At 55.6% G+C, this 17,958-nt stretch carries 15 protein-coding genes; 8 read left to right on the top strand and 7 right to left on the bottom strand.

Features of this window, described 5'->3' with window-relative positions; genetic code table 11:
* Positions 1–60: 60 nt before the first annotated feature.
* The 3 genes from mnmG to asnC all read right to left on the bottom strand — a co-directional run bounded on the left by mnmG (position 61) and on the right by asnC (position 3,323).
* Positions 61–1,950 carry a tRNA uridine-5-carboxymethylaminomethyl(34) synthesis enzyme MnmG gene (gene mnmG, locus ACWKXX_RS12100; RefSeq protein ID WP_003862379.1) on the bottom strand — a complete coding sequence of 630 codons (1,890 nt, stop codon included), beginning with the start codon at positions 1,948–1,950 and terminating at the stop codon, positions 61–63.
* A gap of 374 nt (positions 1,951–2,324) precedes the next feature.
* Positions 2,325–2,774: an FMN-binding protein MioC gene (gene mioC / locus ACWKXX_RS12095; RefSeq protein WP_003862381.1), complete on the bottom strand. Its 450-nt coding sequence runs from the start codon at positions 2,772–2,774 to the stop codon at positions 2,325–2,327.
* Positions 2,775–2,864: 90 nt separating this feature from the next.
* Positions 2,865–3,323: a transcriptional regulator AsnC gene (gene asnC / locus ACWKXX_RS12090; protein ID WP_003862383.1), complete on the bottom strand. Its 459-nt coding sequence runs from the start codon at positions 3,321–3,323 to the stop codon at positions 2,865–2,867.
* Between the two features lie 151 nt (positions 3,324–3,474).
* On the opposite strand from asnC, the gene asnA reads away from it, so the two are divergent.
* Entirely contained in the window at positions 3,475–4,467 is a 993-nt protein-coding gene (gene asnA, locus ACWKXX_RS12085) for an aspartate--ammonia ligase (RefSeq protein WP_003862385.1), read from the top strand.
* Here the strand turns inward: asnA and viaA are convergent, their stop codons facing one another.
* Both viaA and ravA read right to left on the bottom strand, forming a co-directional pair.
* Positions 4,468–5,919, bottom strand: coding sequence for an ATPase RavA stimulator ViaA (gene viaA / locus ACWKXX_RS12080; RefSeq protein WP_261665873.1), 1,452 nt, complete (start codon positions 5,917–5,919; stop codon positions 4,468–4,470).
* Positions 5,913–7,409 carry an ATPase RavA gene (gene ravA / locus ACWKXX_RS12075; protein WP_454540825.1) on the bottom strand — a complete coding sequence of 499 codons (1,497 nt, stop codon included), beginning with the start codon at positions 7,407–7,409 and terminating at the stop codon, positions 5,913–5,915. Before ravA ends, viaA begins: the two co-directional genes overlap by 7 nt.
* A 222-nt stretch (positions 7,410–7,631) precedes the next feature.
* On the opposite strand from ravA, the gene kup reads away from it, so the two are divergent.
* The 7 genes from kup to rbsR all read left to right on the top strand — a co-directional run bounded on the left by kup (position 7,632) and on the right by rbsR (position 15,550).
* Entirely contained in the window at positions 7,632–9,500 is a 1,869-nt protein-coding gene (gene kup, locus ACWKXX_RS12070; RefSeq protein ID WP_006808744.1) for a low affinity potassium transporter Kup, read from the top strand.
* A 195-nt stretch (positions 9,501–9,695) separates the two neighbouring features.
* Positions 9,696–10,115: a D-ribose pyranase gene (rbsD, locus tag ACWKXX_RS12065; RefSeq protein WP_003862392.1), complete on the top strand. Its 420-nt coding sequence runs from the start codon at positions 9,696–9,698 to the stop codon at positions 10,113–10,115.
* Between the two features lie 7 nt (positions 10,116–10,122).
* On the top strand, positions 10,123–11,628 hold the full coding sequence (rbsA, locus tag ACWKXX_RS12060; RefSeq protein ID WP_015570154.1) for a ribose ABC transporter ATP-binding protein RbsA: 1,506 nt from the start codon (positions 10,123–10,125) through the stop codon (positions 11,626–11,628).
* A gap of 4 nt (positions 11,629–11,632) precedes the next feature.
* Positions 11,633–12,598 (top strand): ribose ABC transporter permease, encoded by a 966-nt coding sequence (gene rbsC / locus ACWKXX_RS12055; protein WP_003862395.1) that lies wholly within the window; start codon positions 11,633–11,635, stop codon positions 12,596–12,598.
* Between the two features lie 27 nt (positions 12,599–12,625).
* Complete coding sequence (rbsB, locus tag ACWKXX_RS12050; RefSeq protein ID WP_003862397.1) at positions 12,626–13,516, top strand: ribose ABC transporter substrate-binding protein RbsB; 891 nt, start codon at positions 12,626–12,628, stop codon at positions 13,514–13,516.
* Between the two features lie 108 nt (positions 13,517–13,624).
* Complete coding sequence (gene rbsK, locus ACWKXX_RS12045; protein ID WP_015570155.1) at positions 13,625–14,554, top strand: ribokinase; 930 nt, start codon at positions 13,625–13,627, stop codon at positions 14,552–14,554.
* 3 nt (positions 14,555–14,557) lie between these two features.
* Positions 14,558–15,550 carry a ribose operon transcriptional repressor RbsR gene (gene rbsR / locus ACWKXX_RS12040; RefSeq protein ID WP_003862402.1) on the top strand — a complete coding sequence of 331 codons (993 nt, stop codon included), beginning with the start codon at positions 14,558–14,560 and terminating at the stop codon, positions 15,548–15,550.
* On the opposite strand, the gene mdtD is transcribed toward rbsR, so the two are convergent.
* Positions 15,516–16,949, bottom strand: a complete 1,434-nt coding sequence (gene mdtD / locus ACWKXX_RS12035) for a multidrug transporter subunit MdtD (RefSeq protein WP_015570156.1) — start codon at positions 16,947–16,949, stop codon at positions 15,516–15,518. The genes rbsR and mdtD overlap by 35 nt on opposite strands.
* Positions 16,946–17,653 carry a FadR/GntR family transcriptional regulator gene (locus tag ACWKXX_RS12030; protein WP_003862405.1) on the bottom strand — a complete coding sequence of 236 codons (708 nt, stop codon included), beginning with the start codon at positions 17,651–17,653 and terminating at the stop codon, positions 16,946–16,948. Before ACWKXX_RS12030 ends, mdtD begins: the two co-directional genes overlap by 4 nt.
* Positions 17,654–17,958: the final 305 nt, after the last annotated feature.

The following is a 17,958-nucleotide window of genomic DNA, read 5'->3' as shown; positions in this document are numbered from 1 at the left end:
CCCGCCCTACGGGTTCAGTAGGCCCGGTAAGCGCAGCGCCACCGGGCAATTTTCAGAGCATTACGCGCTGCGGCGCAGCATACCCTGCTTTTTCAGCCACACCAGCAGAATCGAAATCGCGGCAGGTGTGACGCCGGAGATACGTGAGGCCTGGCCAATCGACACAGGTTTGTGATCGTTCAGCTTAGCGATCACTTCGTTGGAAAGGCCCGTCACCTGACGATAGTCCAGCATTTCCGGCAGCAGCGTGTTTTCGTTGCGCTGCTGTTTTTCGATCTCATCCTGCTGACGCGCGATGTAGCCTTCGTATTTCACCTGGATCTCGACCTGTTCAGCCGCTTCCGCGTCTTCAAGGCCCGGCGCGAACGCGGTCAGTTTGACCAGATTCTCGTAAGTGACTTCAGGACGACGCAGCAGATCTTCCCCGCTGGCTTCGCGCGACAGCGGTGCTGTTAAGTGAGCGTTTACTTCGGCAGCGGTTTCCGCCTGCGGATTCACCCAGGTGGTTTTCAGGCGCTGACGTTCCTGTTCGATACGCTCCAGCTTCTCGTTGAAGCGCGCCCAGCGTTCGTCATCCACCAGACCCAATTCACGGCCCACCTCAGTCAGACGCAGATCGGCATTGTCTTCGCGCAGCATCAGGCGATATTCCGCACGAGAAGTAAACATGCGGTACGGTTCTTTGGTCCCCAGCGTGCAGAGATCGTCGACCAGAACGCCCAGGTAAGCCTGAGAACGCGCCGGTGCCCAGCCCTCTTTCTCGGCAGAGAAGCGAGCGGCGTTCAGACCGGCCAGCAACCCTTGTGCGGCAGCTTCTTCGTACCCGGTGGTACCGTTAATCTGGCCTGCGAAGAACAGACCCTGGATGAATTTGCTTTCCAGCGTCGGCTTCAGGTCGCGCGGATCGAAGAAATCGTACTCAATAGCGTAGCCAGGACGAACGATCTTCGCGTTTTCCATGCCCTGCATTGAACGCACAATCTGCATCTGCACGTCGAACGGCAGGCTGGTGGAGATGCCGTTCGGGTAAATTTCATTTGAGGTCAGCCCTTCCGGCTCCAGGAAGATCTGGTGCTGGTTACGATCGGCAAAGCGCATCACCTTGTCTTCGATCGACGGGCAGTAGCGCGGGCCGATCCCTTCGATCACGCCAGCATACATTGGGCTGCGATCGAGGTTATTGCGGATCACGTCATGGGTTTTCTCGTTGGTATGCGTGATGTAGCACGGTACCTGCTGCGGATGCTGAGCCGCATTGCCCATGAACGAGAACACCGGCATCGGATTATCACCGTGCTGTTGCGCCAGCACGCTGAAATCAATGGTGCGCGCGTCAATACGCGGCGGCGTACCGGTTTTCAGGCGGCTGACGCGCAGCGGCAGTTCACGCAGACGACGAGATAACGGAATCGACGGCGGATCGCCAGCACGGCCACCGCTGTAGTTGTCCAGACCAATATGGATTTTACCGTCCAGGAATGTCCCGACGGTCAGCACCACCGCTTTTGCGCGGAACTTGAGCCCCATCTGGGTTACGGCACCCACGACGCGATCGTTCTCGACGATAAGATCTTCAACTGCCTGCTGGAAGATCATCAGGTTCGGCTGGTTTTCCAGCGCGGTGCGCACAGCCTGACGGTAAAGCACGCGGTCTGCCTGTGCGCGGGTCGCACGAACAGCAGGCCCTTTACTCGCGTTTAGTATCCTAAACTGGATGCCCGCATGATCGATCGCTTTCGCCATCAGGCCGCCAAGTGCATCCACTTCTTTTACCAGGTGTCCTTTCCCAATGCCGCCAATCGCCGGATTACAGGACATTTGTCCCAGCGTGTCGATATTGTGTGTCAAAAGCAGGGTCTGCTGACCCATTCGCGCTGCGGCCATTGCGGCCTCAGTGCCTGCGTGACCCCCGCCAATGATGATGACGTCAAAAGGATCCTGATAAAACATGGTGGTCTGCCTCGCGTAAAGCGGTATGAAAATGGATTGAAGCCCGGGCCGTGGATTCTACTCAACTTTAGTCTTTCGAGAAAGCATTGGGATCCTGGGCTATTAAAAAGAAGATCTTTTTATTTAGAGATCTGTTCTATTGTGATCTCTTATTAGGATCGCAGACCTTTGTGGATAAGTCCGATCCCATAAATAAGATCATGCAGTTAGGAAGGATCGTTTGCTGTGAATGATCGGTGATCCTGGACCGTATAAGCTGGGATCAGATCGCCACTTTATACACAGGTCAAAAACTAAACCAACGTTGTTCTTTGGATAACTACGGCTTAATACGAGCTTTTAACCAGAGTTATCCACATCTGATCGCACGATCTTTAATCGTTTTTGAGTAAATTTTTCCATTCCGCGAGCCAGATCTCGGCTGGATCTTCGGGAATGTCATGATCGAGGATGTTGATCTTCAGCGTTTCACCCAGCTGTTTTGCTCCGCAGGCGGTCACCGCAGCTTCTACTTTCTCTATGGCGCCACAGAAAGTGTCATATTCACGGCTGCCGATCCCCACAGCGCCAAACCGGACGTTTGACAGATCGGGCTGTTGTTCCAGCAGTTCGTCATATAAAGGTTGCAGGTTATCCGGCAGATCGCCCGCGCCGTGCGTGGAGGTGATCAGCAGCCAGACCCCGTCAGTCGGGAGATCTTCCAGCAGCGGTCCGTGCAGCGTTTGTGTAGAAAAGCCCGCATCTTCCAGCTTCTCAGCCAGATGTTCCGCTACATATTCCGCACCGCCCAGGGTGCTGCCGCTGATAAGAGTAATGTCCGCCATTGATCGCTCGCTCAGATAAAGAGGCGGCCATTGTACGCTGTGAACGAGCTGGGATCTACCTGTGGAAAATGTGGGAATGAAATTGCCCGATCACGGGCGGATAGTACGCATGATCGGGTTTTGCAGGGAGATCAGGGTTTCAGTGGACTGAATTTCATCGATTGTTTGGATCTTGTTGATAAGTACCTGCTGGAGGGCGTCAATGGATCGGCACATCACCTTTATAAAGATGCTGTAGTGCCCGGTGGTGTAGTACGCCTCGGTGACTTCATCCAGCGCGTTCAGTTTCTCCAGCGCGGAGGGGTAATCTTTGGCGCTTTTCAGAATAATGCCAATGAAGCAGCAGACGTCGTAGCCAAGTTGCTTCGGGCTGACATCAATGCGTGCGCCGGTGATGATCCCGGCCTGCTTCATTTTCTCGACGCGAACGTGAATGGTCCCCGGGCTGACGCCAAATTGTTTCGCCAGTTCGGCATACGCGGTGCGTGCGTTGGCCATTAGCGCTTCCAGAATGCCGCGGTCCAGATTGTCGATCTGATAATTTTCCATAGGTTTTTCTTATGAAGATTAATGATTCCCTCTATTCTAGCGTCTTATTTTAACGAATAAAAAGTGAAGGCGGCTTTTTGTTGATGGGTTATTGAATTAAGCGCCTGTTCTGTTGCTTAATCAGTATCAACAGGACGCAGGAGTATAAATAATGAAAACCGCTTACATCGCAAAACAACGCCAGATCAGTTTCGTAAAATCCCATTTTTCCCGCCAGCTGGAAGAGAAGCTTGGCCTTATTGAAGTTCAGGCGCCGATTCTGAGCCGCGTGGGTGACGGGACGCAGGATAACTTGTCTGGTTGCGAAAAAGCGGTACAGGTAAAAGTGAAAACACTGCCAGACGCCCAGTTCGAAGTGGTTCATTCCCTGGCGAAGTGGAAGCGTCAAACCCTGGGACAACACGACTTCAGCGCGGGCGAAGGGCTTTACACGCACATGAAAGCCCTTCGCCCCGATGAAGACCGCCTTTCCCCGATTCACTCTGTCTACGTTGACCAGTGGGACTGGGAGCGTGTAATGGGAGATGGCGAGCGTCACGTCGGTACGCTGAAATCCACTGTTGAGGCGATCTACGCCGGGATCAAAGCAACCGAAGCGGCCGTGAGCAAAGAGTTTGGTCTGGCACCGTTCCTGCCGGAAACGATCCACTTTGTTCACAGTCAGGAATTGCTGAGCCGTTTCCCGGATCTGGATGCCAAAGGCCGTGAACGCGCGATCGCCAAAGAGCTGGGCGCGGTATTCCTTATCGGCATTGGCGGGAAATTGTCTGATGGTAAACGTCACGACGTCCGTGCGCCGGATTACGATGACTGGAGCACCGTGGGCGAAAGCGAATATGCCGGTCTGAACGGCGATATTCTGGTCTGGAACCCGGTTCTGGAAGATGCGTTTGAACTCTCTTCGATGGGGATCCGCGTGGATGCTGAAGCACTGAAGCGTCAGCTGGCCGTGACCGGTGATGAAGATCGTCTGCAACTGGAGTGGCACCAGGCACTGCTGCGCGGTGAAATGCCGCAGACCATCGGCGGTGGTATTGGCCAGTCTCGTCTGACCATGCTGCTGCTGCAACTCTCTCACATTGGTCAGGTACAGTGTGGGGTCTGGCCGCAGCAGGTACGTGAGAGCGTCGGTTCTCTTCTTTAATTAACGTCGCCAGCGTCTGAGCAGGCGGCTACGCAACCCGGTATCAAAGCGCCAGATGTGATCGAAGATGCGCATGATGCCGGGTTTTCCATGTGCAGACATCGCCACGGCATGGAAACGGTGCTGGTGCACGCGCTGCATCTCCTTCACTTTATTCACGACGTCGTCCGGCAGCCGCTGGGCGATAAAATCGGAAATCACCACCGCATCCGCGTCGTACCAGTCTCCGCCCTGCATGCGCTCAATGATGCTGCGAAAACAGCTGGCCAGATCGGTGCCGCCGCGAAAGCGCTGGCTTAAAAAGCGGATCGCCTGCTCCAGCCCCTGTGGGCTGGTCAGTTCATACCCAACAACTTCGCTGGAAAAGAGCATGATGTAGCAGCGACGACGATCGGCAAGCGCCACGCGCATCAGAGCCAGGCAGAACGCTTTTGCACACTGTTCATTAAAGCCCCCCATCGATCCAGACGTATCGACGCAAACAATGAATGGGCCGCGCGGTTGCTCATCAAAATCCTGGTGCACTACCGGACGCTGGCTGATCTTCTCGCGCCAGGCTTCGCCATGCAGTCGATAGGTAATGAGCTGTTTTTCCACTAGCCGACGATAAAACTCATACTCCAGTTCGGTCATTCCCAGCGTGCTGAGTTCCGTGGGCAGCAGGCGCAGGATGTCATCGCTTTGCTGTAGCCCGTCCACCTGCTCCGGTACGGTGGAGGGTTCGCGTACCAGCATACGGAAGGTCTCCATCGGCGCATCTTTCTTTGGGACCGACCGGGCCTCCCGGGAGCGGCCGAGCTGTTCTGCGAGCTTCATCAGCTCCGGCTGTTGTGCCAGAAAGTCGCCGTACTTCACGATCAGCTGATAATCGCCCCGCTTTAACTGGCCGGCACTCATATCCCAGAGTCGACCGGCGGCGTTTTCATTCTCCACCAGCACCTGTTCTAACTGGCCGCTCAGGGTCATTCGCTCCTGGACTTCACTGAGCAACTGTTCGCGCTCTTCGTCCAGCAACTGCTGATTAAGGGCCGTGGCCTGGACCACAAGGCTCAGACGCCAGCGCTGTAAAAACAGCGTATGCAGGGCGGGAGTAAAGCTGGGGTTGTCCGTGACCAGCGCTCTGGCCTGGCTGGCAAACGGGGAGTGAACGTTATCAAGCAGCGTCAGGGTTTGCTGTAGCTGGGCAATAAACTGCGGCGTTGAAAGCCGCTGGCACTGCTGGTAACCAGCCACTTCCTCTGTCAGTTCCGGCGGGACTTCCGTCTCCTTAAACCGCTGTCGCAGGTTATCGCGCCAGCGGGGCAGATCGTCCGTCATTGCTTTTCGGAGCTTCGGGAATTTTTCAAAGAAGGCCGCCAGCTGCGGTGAAGCGAGCAGGGTAATGACGACCTCTTCGATCAACCCTTCCTCGCTAACCGCCAGCATGACGTTAAGCGTGTCCAGCGTTAGCATTGACGCGCCTGTTTGATCTGCGCGCTGACATCCTGCAAGCTGGCTTCAATGCGACCTAACCAGTCGCTATGGATAAAGAGGCATTTCTGCTGCTCGCTGAAGCGCGTGTGCTGCTGATGCCATTCGTTATCCAGCGCGTCGAGCTGCTGTTTGATCTCCTCCGGAACAGTATCGGAGGCCGTGCCCGGCAGCGCCAGGCGCGATCCCTGAAGGCTGACGTCGCGGATCACAAGGTGCTGGCTGCTGTCGACTTCCATCGACAGCGGCTGTGCAAAGCCGATACCGTTGAGTTTACCGCGGATCTCACCGCCTTTATCCAGCCACTGAACCAGCGCAACGCGTTCGATCGTCACGTGCACAACCTGCATATCATGAAGCTTCAGCGGTTGCTGAAGAAGAAGCGTGAGCGAGGCGTCAGTCAGCCCGGCGGGCAGTTCATAGTGCGGTTTACGGGTAAACATCCCGCCAAGACGGTTCACCTTCAGCGCGGTTTTGTCACTTTGCTGCTGCTGGAGCTGAAGGCGACGTTGGGCAATCGCTCCCAGCTGATTGAGCATCGACTGCTGACCCCACGCGTGTCCGGTCATCAAAACGTCCAGCTGCTGTTGCATCAGATTCATCCCTTCTGCGTCGTGCCACAGGCAGTCTTTCAGCAGGATCAGATCGATTGGGGCGACAGCATCGCGGCCGCTAAACAGCGCGCTTGCCTGGAGCAGGCGAATGGCTTTTTTCCAGCGACGATCGGAGACGTACGGCGCGGAGGGCAGCAAATCAAGCTGCTGGCGCAGCATAAAGATCAGCTCAAAAACGGGATCGGGCAGTTTTATCTTGCCGATCTCCTCCTGCCACTGGTGGTATTCCTCGTCCGTGACCTGCAATGACGCTGCCACCGGGTTTTCGTTTTCATCCTGCTGGCTTACCAGCATGGAACGGAAGTTTGATTTATCCTTGACTTTATCCAGCCACAGGCGGATCAGCATACGGTCATACAGCGCTTCCAGGCTGCTGTCGGCTTCGGGCAATTCGTTAGACGCGGCCACCAGCAGGCGCATGGGGATCTTCTCTTCGCTGGCGCCGTTGCGGAAGCGGCGTTCGTTAATTGCCGTCAACAGGGTATTCAGTATGGCCGGGCCGGCTTTCCAGATCTCATCAAGAAAGACGATTTCCGCTTCCGGAAGATAGCCCGCCGTCAGACGTTCATAGCGTCCCTCATCTTTTAACGCCTGAATGGAGAGTGGGCCGAAAACTTCTTCCGGCGTGGAGAAGCGCGTCATCAAATACTCGAATGCGCGCGCGTTCTGGAAAGCGAATTTGAGGCGGCGTGCGATCAGACTTTTGGCAATGCCCGGCGGGCCCAGCAGAAATACGCTTTCCCCACTCAGCGCCGCCAGTAAACAGAGGCGAATGGCGTGGCTACGCTCGTAAAGGCCTTTCTCCAGCGCACTGCTGAGGCGGGAAATTCTTTCTGCTAATAAATGTGAGTGAGCCATAATAGTTTTGCATCCTTTCGCCGTCGTGGCGGCTAATTGAAGCGAGTATAGACGTTTCGGTCTGGCCTGGTAATAGGCTGAAGTGCGGCGCTATTTTCTTTGCGCTACATTAATGCGGCTGCATTTAGGGGTACGATTTTGCATTGAATCGTGCATACTGTGCGCTTTTTGTGGGCCAAGGGACTAAGCACACATTTGTTATTCAAACGAAAAGACTAGTCTATGAGCACTGATAATAAGCAATCATTACCCGCTGTAACGCTTGCGGCGATCGGGGTTGTCTACGGTGATATCGGCACCAGCCCGCTTTATACGCTTCGTGAATGTCTGTCCGGTCAGTTTGGTTTTGGTGTAGAGCGTGACGCCGTATTTGGTTTCCTCTCGCTCATCTTCTGGCTGCTGATCCTGGTGGTCTCCCTTAAGTATCTCTCTTTCGTAATGCGGGCTGATAACGCGGGCGAGGGCGGTATTCTGACCCTGATGTCCCTTGCCGGGCGCAATACGTCTGCAAGAATGACCTCCGTGCTGGTCATCATCGGCCTGATTGGCGGCAGCTTCTTCTATGGAGAAGTCGTGATTACGCCGGCGATTTCTGTAATGTCGGCCATAGAGGGGCTGGAGATTGTCGCGCCACAGCTTGATACGTGGGTGGTGCCACTCGCTATTATCGTGCTGACGTTGCTGTTTGCCATACAAAAACACGGTACCGGGCTGGTGGGTAAGCTGTTCGCGCCTATTATGCTGGCCTGGTTCCTGATCCTGGCGGCGCTGGGCTTACGCAGTATTATCGCCAACCCGGATGTCCTGCACGCGCTGAACCCAATGTGGGCGGTGCATTTCTTCCTTGAATATAAAGTGGTGTCGTTTGTGGCGCTGGGCGCGGTGGTGCTGTCCATTACCGGTGTTGAAGCGCTGTATGCGGATATGGGCCACTTCGGGAAACTCCCTATTCGCGTCGCCTGGTTTAGCGTGGTCTTGCCTTCACTGGTGCTGAATTACTTCGGTCAGGGCGCTCTGCTGCTTGCACACCCTGAAGCGATTAAAAACCCGTTCTTCCTGCTGGCGCCGGACTGGGCGCTGGTTCCGATGCTGATCCTGGCGACGCTGGCGACGGTCATTGCCTCTCAGGCTGTCATTTCCGGCGTATTCTCCCTGACGCGTCAGGCCGTGCGTTTGGGTTATCTCTCCCCAATGCGCATTATCCATACCTCGGAGATGGAGTCTGGCCAGATCTACATTCCCTTCGTCAACTGGCTGCTCTATTTCGCGGTGGTGATTGTTATCGTCAGCTTTGAGCACTCCAGTAATCTGGCGGCGGCGTACGGTATCGCGGTAACCGGAACGATGGTGTTGACCTCTATTCTCTCCACTACCGTGGCGTACCGTAACTGGCACTGGAATAAGTTCCTCGTGGGGCTGATCCTGGTTGGCTTCCTCTGCATCGACGTGCCGCTGTTTTCTGCGAACCTCGACAAGATTGTCTCCGGCGGCTGGCTGCCGCTGACGCTGGGTCTGGTGATGTTTATTGTGATGACGACGTGGAAGAGCGAACGTTTCCGCCTGCTGCGTCGTATGCACGAGCACGGTAACTCTCTGGAGGCGATGATCGCCTCGCTGGAGAAATCCCCACCGGTGCGCGTGCCGGGCACAGCGGTGTATATGTCTCGCGCGCTGAACGTGATCCCGTTTGCGCTGATGCATAACCTCAAGCACAACAAAGTGCTGCACGAGCGCGTGATCCTGCTGACGCTGCGTACCGAAGATGCGCCGTACGTTCACAACGTGCGTCGCGTACAGATTGAACAGCTATCGCCAACCTTCTGGCGCGTGGTGGCAAGCTACGGCTGGCGCGAAACGCCGAACGTGGAAGAGGTGTTCCACCGCTGCGGTCTGGAAGGCCTGAGTTGCCGCATGATGGAGACGTCGTTCTTTATGTCCCACGAGTCGCTGATCATCGGCAAGCGCCCATGGTATCTGCGCCTGCGCGGCAAGCTGTATCTCATTCTGCAACGTAACGCCCTGCGTGCGCCTGACCAGTTTGAGATCCCGCCTAACCGCGTGATTGAGCTGGGGACGCAGGTCGAGATTTAACCCTTCTGAATATGCCGGGTGGCGCTGCGCTTACCCGGCCTACTAAACCCTCAACATACCTGCCTAAATTACCTCTACGTTTCACTTAGCGAAACGTTTCGACGTTGATCACAAATCCGTTACGTCATGATGGTTTTCTGAACACTTCTGCGGCTACACTGTTTTTAGCGAAACGTTTCGCTAGTGGAGCAAAAAATGAAGAAAGGCACAGTACTCAACTCAGAAATCTCATCGGTGATTTCCCGTCTTGGGCATACCGATACGCTGGTGGTTTGCGATGCAGGCTTACCGGTTCCGCGCAGCACAACCCGTATCGATATGGCGTTAACGCAGGGCGTACCCTCGTTCATGCAGGTACTGGAAGTGGTCACCGCGGAGATGCAGGTTGAGGCGGCCATTCTCGCGGCGGAAATCAAACAACATAATCCGCAACTCCACGAAACGTTGCTCAGCCACATTGAGCAACTGCAACAGCACCAGGGAAACACCATAGAAATTCGTTACACAACGCACGAGCAGTTCAAACAACAAACCGCAGACAGTCAGGCGGTGATTCGCAGCGGGGAGTGCTCCCCGTATGCGAATATCATTCTCTGTGCTGGCGTCACCTTCTGAGGCCATCATGGACGCATTACTGCAACTCAAAGGGATCGATAAGTCGTTCCCGGGCGTAAAAGCCCTCTCCGGTGCGGCGCTGAACGTCTATTCCGGGCGCGTCATGGCGCTGGTGGGCGAAAACGGCGCCGGCAAATCCACCATGATGAAAGTGCTGACCGGTATCTACCAACGCGATGCCGGTTCGCTGCTGTGGCTGGGTAAAGAGACCACCTTTAACGGCCCGAAATCCTCTCAGGAAGCGGGCATCGGCATCATCCACCAGGAGTTGAACCTGATCCCGCAGCTCACCATTGCGGAGAACATCTTCCTCGGCCGTGAGTTCGTGAACCGGTTTGGCAAAATCGACTGGAAAACCATGTATGCCGAAGCGGACAAACTGCTGGCGAAGCTGAATCTGCGCTTTAAGAGCGACCGACTGGTGGGCGACCTTTCCATCGGCGATCAGCAGATGGTGGAAATCGCGAAGGTGCTGAGCTTCGAGTCGAAGGTCATCATTATGGATGAACCGACCGACGCCCTGACCGATACCGAAACCGAATCCCTGTTCCGCGTGATCCGTGAGCTGAAATCCCAGGGCCGCGGCATTGTCTATATCTCACACCGCATGAAAGAGATCTTCGAGATCTGCGACGACGTCACCGTGTTTCGCGATGGGCAGTTTATTGCCGAGCGCGAAGTAGCAACCCTGACCGAAGATACGCTGATTGAAATGATGGTGGGACGTAAGCTCGAAGATCAGTATCCGCATCTGGAGAAAGCGCCGGGAGAGATCCGCCTGAAGGTGGATAATCTCTGCGGGCCGGGCGTGAATGACGTCTCCTTTACTCTGCGCAAGGGCGAGATCCTTGGCGTCGCGGGCCTGATGGGCGCGGGGCGCACCGAACTGATGAAAGTGCTCTATGGCGCACTGCCGCGCACCAGCGGCTACGTTACCCTCGACGGCCATGAGGTGGTCACCCGCTCGCCTCAGGATGGCCTGGCGAACGGCATTGTCTATATTTCCGAAGACCGTAAGCGCGACGGCTTAGTGCTGGGCATGTCGGTGAAAGAGAACATGTCCCTGACTGCGCTAGGCTATTTCAGCCGCAGCGGCGGCAGCCTGAAACACAAAGATGAGCAGCAGGCGGTCAGCGATTTTATCCGTCTCTTTAACGTTAAAACCCCGTCTATGGAGCAGGCGATTGGCCTGTTGTCCGGCGGGAATCAGCAGAAAGTGGCGATTGCCCGCGGGCTGATGACGCGCCCGAAAGTGCTGATCCTGGATGAGCCCACCCGCGGCGTGGACGTGGGCGCGAAGAAAGAGATCTATCAGCTGATTAACCAGTTCAAGGCCGACGGTCTGAGCATCATTCTGGTCTCTTCCGAGATGCCAGAGGTATTAGGCATGAGCGATCGCATTATCGTCATGCATGAAGGGCATCTCGGCGGTGAATTCACTCGCGAGCAGGCCACCCAGGAAGTTCTGATGGCTGCCGCTGTGGGCAAGCTTAATCGCGTGAATCAGGAGTAAGAAGATGACTACCCAGGCTGTTTCTGGTCGCCGCTATTTCACAAAGGCATGGCTGATGGAACAAAAATCGCTGATTGCCCTGCTGGTGCTGATCGCGATTGTCTCGACCATGAGCCCGAACTTTTTTACCGTCAATAACCTGTTCAACATTCTTCAGCAGACCTCCGTCAACGCCATTATGGCGGTGGGGATGACGCTGGTGATTTTGACCTCGGGTATCGATCTGTCCGTCGGTTCCCTGCTGGCCCTCACCGGCGCGATCGCCGCGTCGATTGTTGGTATTGAGGTCAACGCGCTGGTGGCCGTTGCCGCTGCGCTGGCGGCAGGTGCGGCAATTGGCGCCGTAACCGGCGTGATTGTGGCGAAAGGTCGCGTTCAGGCGTTCATCGCCACGCTGGTGATGATGCTGCTGCTGCGCGGTGTGACCATGGTGTACACCAACGGCAGCCCGATTAATACCGGTTTTACCGATAACGCCGATCTGTTTGGCTGGTTCGGTATTGGTCGCCCGCTGGGTGTCCCGACCCCGGTCTGGATCATGGCTATCGTCTTCCTGGCGGCATGGTACATGCTGCACCATACCCGTCTGGGTCGTTATATCTATGCGCTGGGCGGTAACGAAGCGGCAACGCGCCTGTCCGGTATCAGCGTTAATAAAGTCAAAATTATCGTTTACTCCCTGTGCGGCCTGCTGGCGTCTCTGGCGGGCATCATCGAAGTGGCGCGCCTCTCTTCCGCGCAGCCAACGGCGGGTACGGGCTATGAGCTGGATGCCATCGCGGCAGTGGTTCTGGGCGGTACGAGCCTTGCGGGTGGTAAAGGTCGCATTGTTGGGACATTGATCGGCGCACTGATCCTCGGTTTCCTGAATAATGGTTTGAATTTGTTAGGTGTTTCCTCCTATTACCAGATGATCGTTAAGGCAGTGGTGATTTTGCTGGCGGTACTGGTAGACAACAAAAAACAGTAACTGACGACACTACAGGACATCTTAGATATGAACATGAAAAAACTGGCTACCCTGGTTTCTGCTGTCGCGCTGAGCGCAACCGTAAGTGCTAACGCCATGGCGAAGGACACCATCGCGCTGGTTGTCTCTACCCTGAACAACCCGTTCTTCGTCTCCCTGAAGGATGGCGCGCAGAAAGAAGCAGATAAACTGGGCTACAACCTGGTGGTGCTGGATTCTCAGAACAACCCGGCGAAAGAGCTGGCTAACGTTCAGGACTTAACCGTTCGTGGTACCAAAATCCTGCTGATCAACCCAACCGATTCCGACGCGGTCGGTAACGCCGTGAAGATGGCAAACCAGGCGAAGATCCCGGTCATCACCCTTGACCGTCAGGCAACGAAAGGGGATGTGGTCAGCCACATTGCGTCTGATAACGTACTGGGCGGTAAAATCGCCGGTGACTACATCGCGAAGAAAGCAGGTGAAGGCGCGAAAGTGATCGAGTTGCAGGGTATCGCCGGGACTTCCGCAGCCCGTGAACGTGGTGAAGGCTTCCAGCAGGCTGTAGCGGCGCACAAATTCAACGTGCTGGCGAGCCAGCCGGCAGACTTCGACCGTACAAAGGGCCTGAACGTCATGCAGAACCTGCTGACCGCGCATCCTGATGTGCAGGCGGTATTCGCACAGAACGACGAAATGGCGCTCGGTGCGCTGCGTGCGCTCCAGACTGCGGGTAAATCAGATGTGATGGTTGTCGGATTTGACGGCACGCCGGATGGTGAAAAAGCAGTAAATGATGGCAAACTGGCTGCGACCATCGCTCAGCTGCCTGAGCAGATTGGCGCGACTGGCGTGCAAACTGCCGATAAAGTGCTGAAGGGCGAAAAAGTTCAGGCCAAATATCCTGTTGACCTGAAATTGGTCATTAAGCAGTAAAGGCGATTCAGGCAGTCGCTGGCTGCCTGAGGGACACCAAATAAAAGAAAAGTGTGGCATACGCCACCGGGTAAGACCGGTGGCGCTCTCAGATGGACACCTCAATACATGAAAACCGCAGGCAACCTCGTCGTCCTTGGCAGTATCAATGCCGATCACATTCTTAACCTTGAAACGTTCCCCACTCCGGGCGAAACCGTCACTGGCAATCAGTATCAGGTGGCGTTCGGCGGTAAGGGCGCAAACCAGGCGGTTGCCGCCGGACGCAGCGGGGCGAATATCGCGTTTATCGCCTGTACGGGTGATGACGATACCGGCGAGCGCGTACGCAAACAGCTGGCAAGCGACAACATCGACATTGCACCCGTCAGCGTGGTTGCAGGGGAATCTACCGGCGTGGCGCTGATTTTCGTCAATGCGGAAGGTGAGAATGTCATCGGTATTCATGCAGGGGCTAATGCCGCGTTAACGACTGAACGCGTCGAAGCGCAGCGTGGAATCATCGCCGGAGCGGAAGCCCTGCTGATGCAGCTGGAGTCACCGGTTGAAAGCGTGCTGGCCGCCGCGAAAATTGCGCATGAAAATCATACGTCTGTCGTACTTAACCCTGCGCCTGCCCGTGTATTATCAGATGAGCTGCTGGCGCTGGTGGATATCATCACCCCGAACGAAACCGAAGCGGAAAAGCTGACGGGTATCCGTGTCGAAAATGATGACGATGCCGCGCGTGCCGCGCTTGCACTGCATGAAAAAGGCATCGGCACCGTAATCATCACCCTCGGCAGCCGTGGGGTGTGGGCTAGCGTCAATGGCGAAGGCCGTCGCGTACCGGGCTTTAAGGTCAAAGCCATTGATACCATCGCCGCAGGAGACACCTTCAACGGTGCACTGGTAACGGCGCTGCTGGAAGGAAAAGCAATGGATGACGCGATCCGCTTCGCGCATGCCGCCGCTGCGATTGCGGTGACGCGTAAAGGCGCTCAGCCTTCTGTTCCATGGCGTAAAGAGATTGATGAATTCTTAAGTCAGCAGGGGTAACGCTTGGCCACAATGAAAGATGTCGCCCGTATGGCGGGCGTTTCTACCTCGACTGTCTCCCACGTAATCAATAACGATCGCTTCGTCAGCGAGGCGATTCGGGAGAAAGTTGACGCTGCAATTAAAGAACTCAACTATGCGCCGTCTGCGCTGGCCCGCAGCCTGAAGCTCAACCAAACGCGCACCATCGGCATGCTGATCACAGCCAGTACCAACCCTTTTTATTCTGAACTGGTGCGCGGCGTGGAGCGCAGCTGCTTCGAGCGCGGCTACAGCCTGGTGCTGTGCAATACCGAAGGCGATGAGCAGCGCATGAACCGTAACCTGGAAACGCTGATGCAAAAACGCGTCGACGGGCTGCTGCTGCTCTGTACCGAAACGCATCAACCCTCGAAAGAGATCATCCAGCGCTACCCTTCTATTCCCACGGTGATGATGGACTGGGCGCCGTTCGACGGCACCAGCGATCTGATTCAGGATAACTCGCTGCTGGGCGGCGATATGGCGACTCAGCATCTGATCGATAAAGGTCATACCCGCATTGCCTGTATTACCGGCCCGCTGGATAAAACCCCGGCGCGCCTGCGTCTGGAAGGCTATCTTTCGGCCATGGAACGGGCGGGGCTTGCCATTCCTGATGGCTATCGCATCACCGGCGATTTCGAATTTAACGGTGGATTTGAAGCAATGCAGAAACTGCTGGCGCAAGAGCCGCGTCCGCAGGCGGTGTTTATCGGTAACGATGCGATGGCATTCGGAGCATATCAGGCGCTGTATCAGGCGGGATTACGTGTTCCGGACGACATGGCGATCGTCGGTTACGATGATATCGAACTGGCGCGCTACATGACGCCCCCACTGACCACCATCCATCAGCCGAAAGATGAACTGGGCGAGCTGGCCATCGATGTGTTGATCCACCGCATGGCCCAGCCCACGCTGCAACAGCAACGTTTGCAGCTTACTCCTGTTCTGATGGAACGCGGTTCGGTTTAGCCTTCTCTTTGTGACGCTCTTTAATCAGGTTCCGGCCGTCTTTTGGTTTTAACAACATAAAGACCACCGCCGATACCACGGTAAGCGCGCCCATAGTGATAAAGGTATAGTGGAACTGCTCAACGGTATTGGTTCCCTCGAACCCTTCATAAAACCGCAGTACCGCCGCGCTCACGGCAACCCCGAGGCTGATCGACAGCTGTTGAGTGACCGCCAGTACGCTGTTGCCGCTGCTGGCATTCTCGTCGGTGAGGTCCGCAAGGGTGATGGTGTTCATCGACGTAAACTGCGTCGACATGGCCATACCCAGCACAAACAGCGGCAGGATCAGCATCCAGATTGGTAACGCCGCAGATTGCAGGGAGAACTGCGCAATCATCAATCCGATAAAGATCGTCACGCCAACCAGCGTCTTACGATAGCCAAACCAGCGCAGCACCTGCGTGACCGTCGATTTTGCCAGAATCGAGCCCATCGCCGTGGGCGCCATCATGCAGCCAGCAATCAGGGCTGGATAGCCGAAACCGACCTGGAGCATCAGCGGCATCAGGAACGGTACGCAGCCCGTGCCCAGACGCGAGGCAATATTGCCCGCGATCCCGACGGAGAACGTTCGGGTGTTAAACAGAGATAAAGAGATAAGCGGTGTCGGATGGCGACGCGCATGACGTATATATAGAAGGAACAGCAGAATACCGCTGAGGATGACGGCCAGCGCCAGCCACGTCGCTACGATTTTCTCGCCAAACAGCTCCATCCCGCTGGAGAACAGGACCAGGCTCAGGCCAAACAGGAAGAAACCACCCATATCGAAGCTGCGTCTTGGCGTGGTGAAGTTCGGCATATATTTGCGGGCATAAATCAGCCCTGCCACACCAATCGGAATATTAATCAGGAAGATCCAGTGCCAGCTAGCCCAGGTCACCAGTACGCCGCCGAGAACCGGGCCAAGTATCGGGCCGACCAGCCCCGGCATAGTCACAAAGTTGAGCACCGGGAGCAGTTCGCTGCGCGGATAGGCGCGTAATAACGCCAGACGCGCGACGGGCATCATCATCGCGCCGCCTATCCCCTGTAGAACGCGGAAGATAACCAGTTCCGTCAGAGAGGTGGAGAGGGCGCAAGCCAGAGAACCGAGCGTGAACAGCGTCACCGCCAGCATGAACACTTTGCGTGTGCCGAAACGATCGGCCAGCCAGCCGCTGACCGGAATAAGCATCGCCACTGTCAGGGTGTAGCTGATGATGGCGGATTGCATCGCCAGCGGGGAGCGGTTAAGGCTTTGGGCTATGGCGGGAAGGGCGGTATTGAGGATAGTGGCATCCAGTGCCTGCATAAAGAACGCCATGGCTGCAATCCACGGCAGTCCGGCCATACTGCGTGCTTTTTTCTCTGTCATTTATTTACCTGCTGGTGGGTTGGCGCGGCCAGCAACGCCTGGCACGCACTCAGGGCTCGCTGCCCGTCGCTCTCCTGAATGGCATCGACTATCGCCTGATGCAGATCCAGCTTCACCACCTCATCCTGCGTAATAGAGGTAAAGTAAGTGTGGTACACAGAATGGAATAAAGAAGCAAAGGAGGTCAGGAAAGGATTTCCGCTCATATTATAGATATGTTCATGCCAGGCCATATCGACCGCTATCCAGCGCTCGCGGTTAAAGTGCTTTTTCAGATCCACCATCTCTTCCATCAAAGTATTGAGCTGCGCTTTTTGCTCTGCTGTGCCGAGCGTGGCGGCAAGCAGGCAGGCCTGAGGCTCAAGACTGCTGCGCATGACCAGAAAGTGATCGACGACCTGATTAAAGTTATCTTCGGTCATCCACCAGGTGAGTAACTCCTGATCGAGAAAGTTCCAGTTTCCCTGAGGCATAACGCGGGTGCCAATGCGCGGACGTGGAAGCACCATCCCTTTCGCCGTTAATGTTTTTACCGCTTCGCGAACGGCGGTACGGCTAACGCCAAACTGATCTCCCAGCTCCATCTCGCTTGGCAGGATGCTACCTGGAGCATATTTACCCGCTAAGATCAGCTGCGCCAGTTTCTCTGCCAGCACATAGGACAGGTTTTTTTGAGCTGCCAGCTGTTGTGCGCTTAATGGCATCGCTTTTATTCCTTAAATATTGATGCGGTTAATTATGCCATCTCAGGTGTGATTGTGGTTGCAGATACATCAAATAGAACAATTTGTAGCTGGATCTCATCGCTTTTGGTGAAAAAAAACACGGTCAGAAACTTTTTTTAAATTTCCTCTTGTCACTTCAGAAGAACTCCCTATAATGCGCCTCCACTGACACGGAACAACGGCACGCAAGCCGCCGGGTCAGCAGAGAAAAGCAAAACAAACGCTTGACTCTGAAGCGGGAAAGCGTAATATGCACACCCCGCGCCGCAGCGAAAACGAAGCGG

It is taken from the genome of Enterobacter sp. UPMP2061 (genome assembly GCF_053709615.1).
The sequence above is the reverse complement of the archived record's forward strand: the minus strand, read 5'-3'. Positions and strand labels throughout refer to the sequence as shown.

Coding starts and splice junctions, on each gene's coding strand:
- mnmG (WP_003862379.1), bottom strand. CDS start 1,950: ATGTTTTATCAGGATCCTTTTGACGTCATCATCATTGGCGGGGGTCAC.
- mioC (WP_003862381.1), bottom strand. CDS start 2,774: ATGGCGGACATTACTCTTATCAGCGGCAGCACCCTGGGCGGTGCGGAA.
- asnC (WP_003862383.1), bottom strand. CDS start 3,323: ATGGAAAATTATCAGATCGACAATCTGGACCGCGGCATTCTGGAAGCG.
- asnA (WP_003862385.1), top strand. CDS start 3,475: ATGAAAACCGCTTACATCGCAAAACAACGCCAGATCAGTTTCGTAAAA.
- viaA (WP_261665873.1), bottom strand. CDS start 5,919: ATGCTAACGCTGGACACGCTTAACGTCATGCTGGCGGTTAGCGAGGAA.
- ravA (WP_454540825.1), bottom strand. CDS start 7,409: ATGGCTCACTCACATTTATTAGCAGAAAGAATTTCCCGCCTCAGCAGT.
- kup (WP_006808744.1), top strand. CDS start 7,632: ATGAGCACTGATAATAAGCAATCATTACCCGCTGTAACGCTTGCGGCG.
- rbsD (WP_003862392.1), top strand. CDS start 9,696: ATGAAGAAAGGCACAGTACTCAACTCAGAAATCTCATCGGTGATTTCC.
- rbsA (WP_015570154.1), top strand. CDS start 10,123: ATGGACGCATTACTGCAACTCAAAGGGATCGATAAGTCGTTCCCGGGC.
- rbsC (WP_003862395.1), top strand. CDS start 11,633: ATGACTACCCAGGCTGTTTCTGGTCGCCGCTATTTCACAAAGGCATGG.
- rbsB (WP_003862397.1), top strand. CDS start 12,626: ATGAACATGAAAAAACTGGCTACCCTGGTTTCTGCTGTCGCGCTGAGC.
- rbsK (WP_015570155.1), top strand. CDS start 13,625: ATGAAAACCGCAGGCAACCTCGTCGTCCTTGGCAGTATCAATGCCGAT.
- mdtD (WP_015570156.1), bottom strand. CDS start 16,949: ATGACAGAGAAAAAAGCACGCAGTATGGCCGGACTGCCGTGGATTGCA.
- ACWKXX_RS12030 (WP_003862405.1), bottom strand. CDS start 17,653: ATGCCATTAAGCGCACAACAGCTGGCAGCTCAAAAAAACCTGTCCTAT.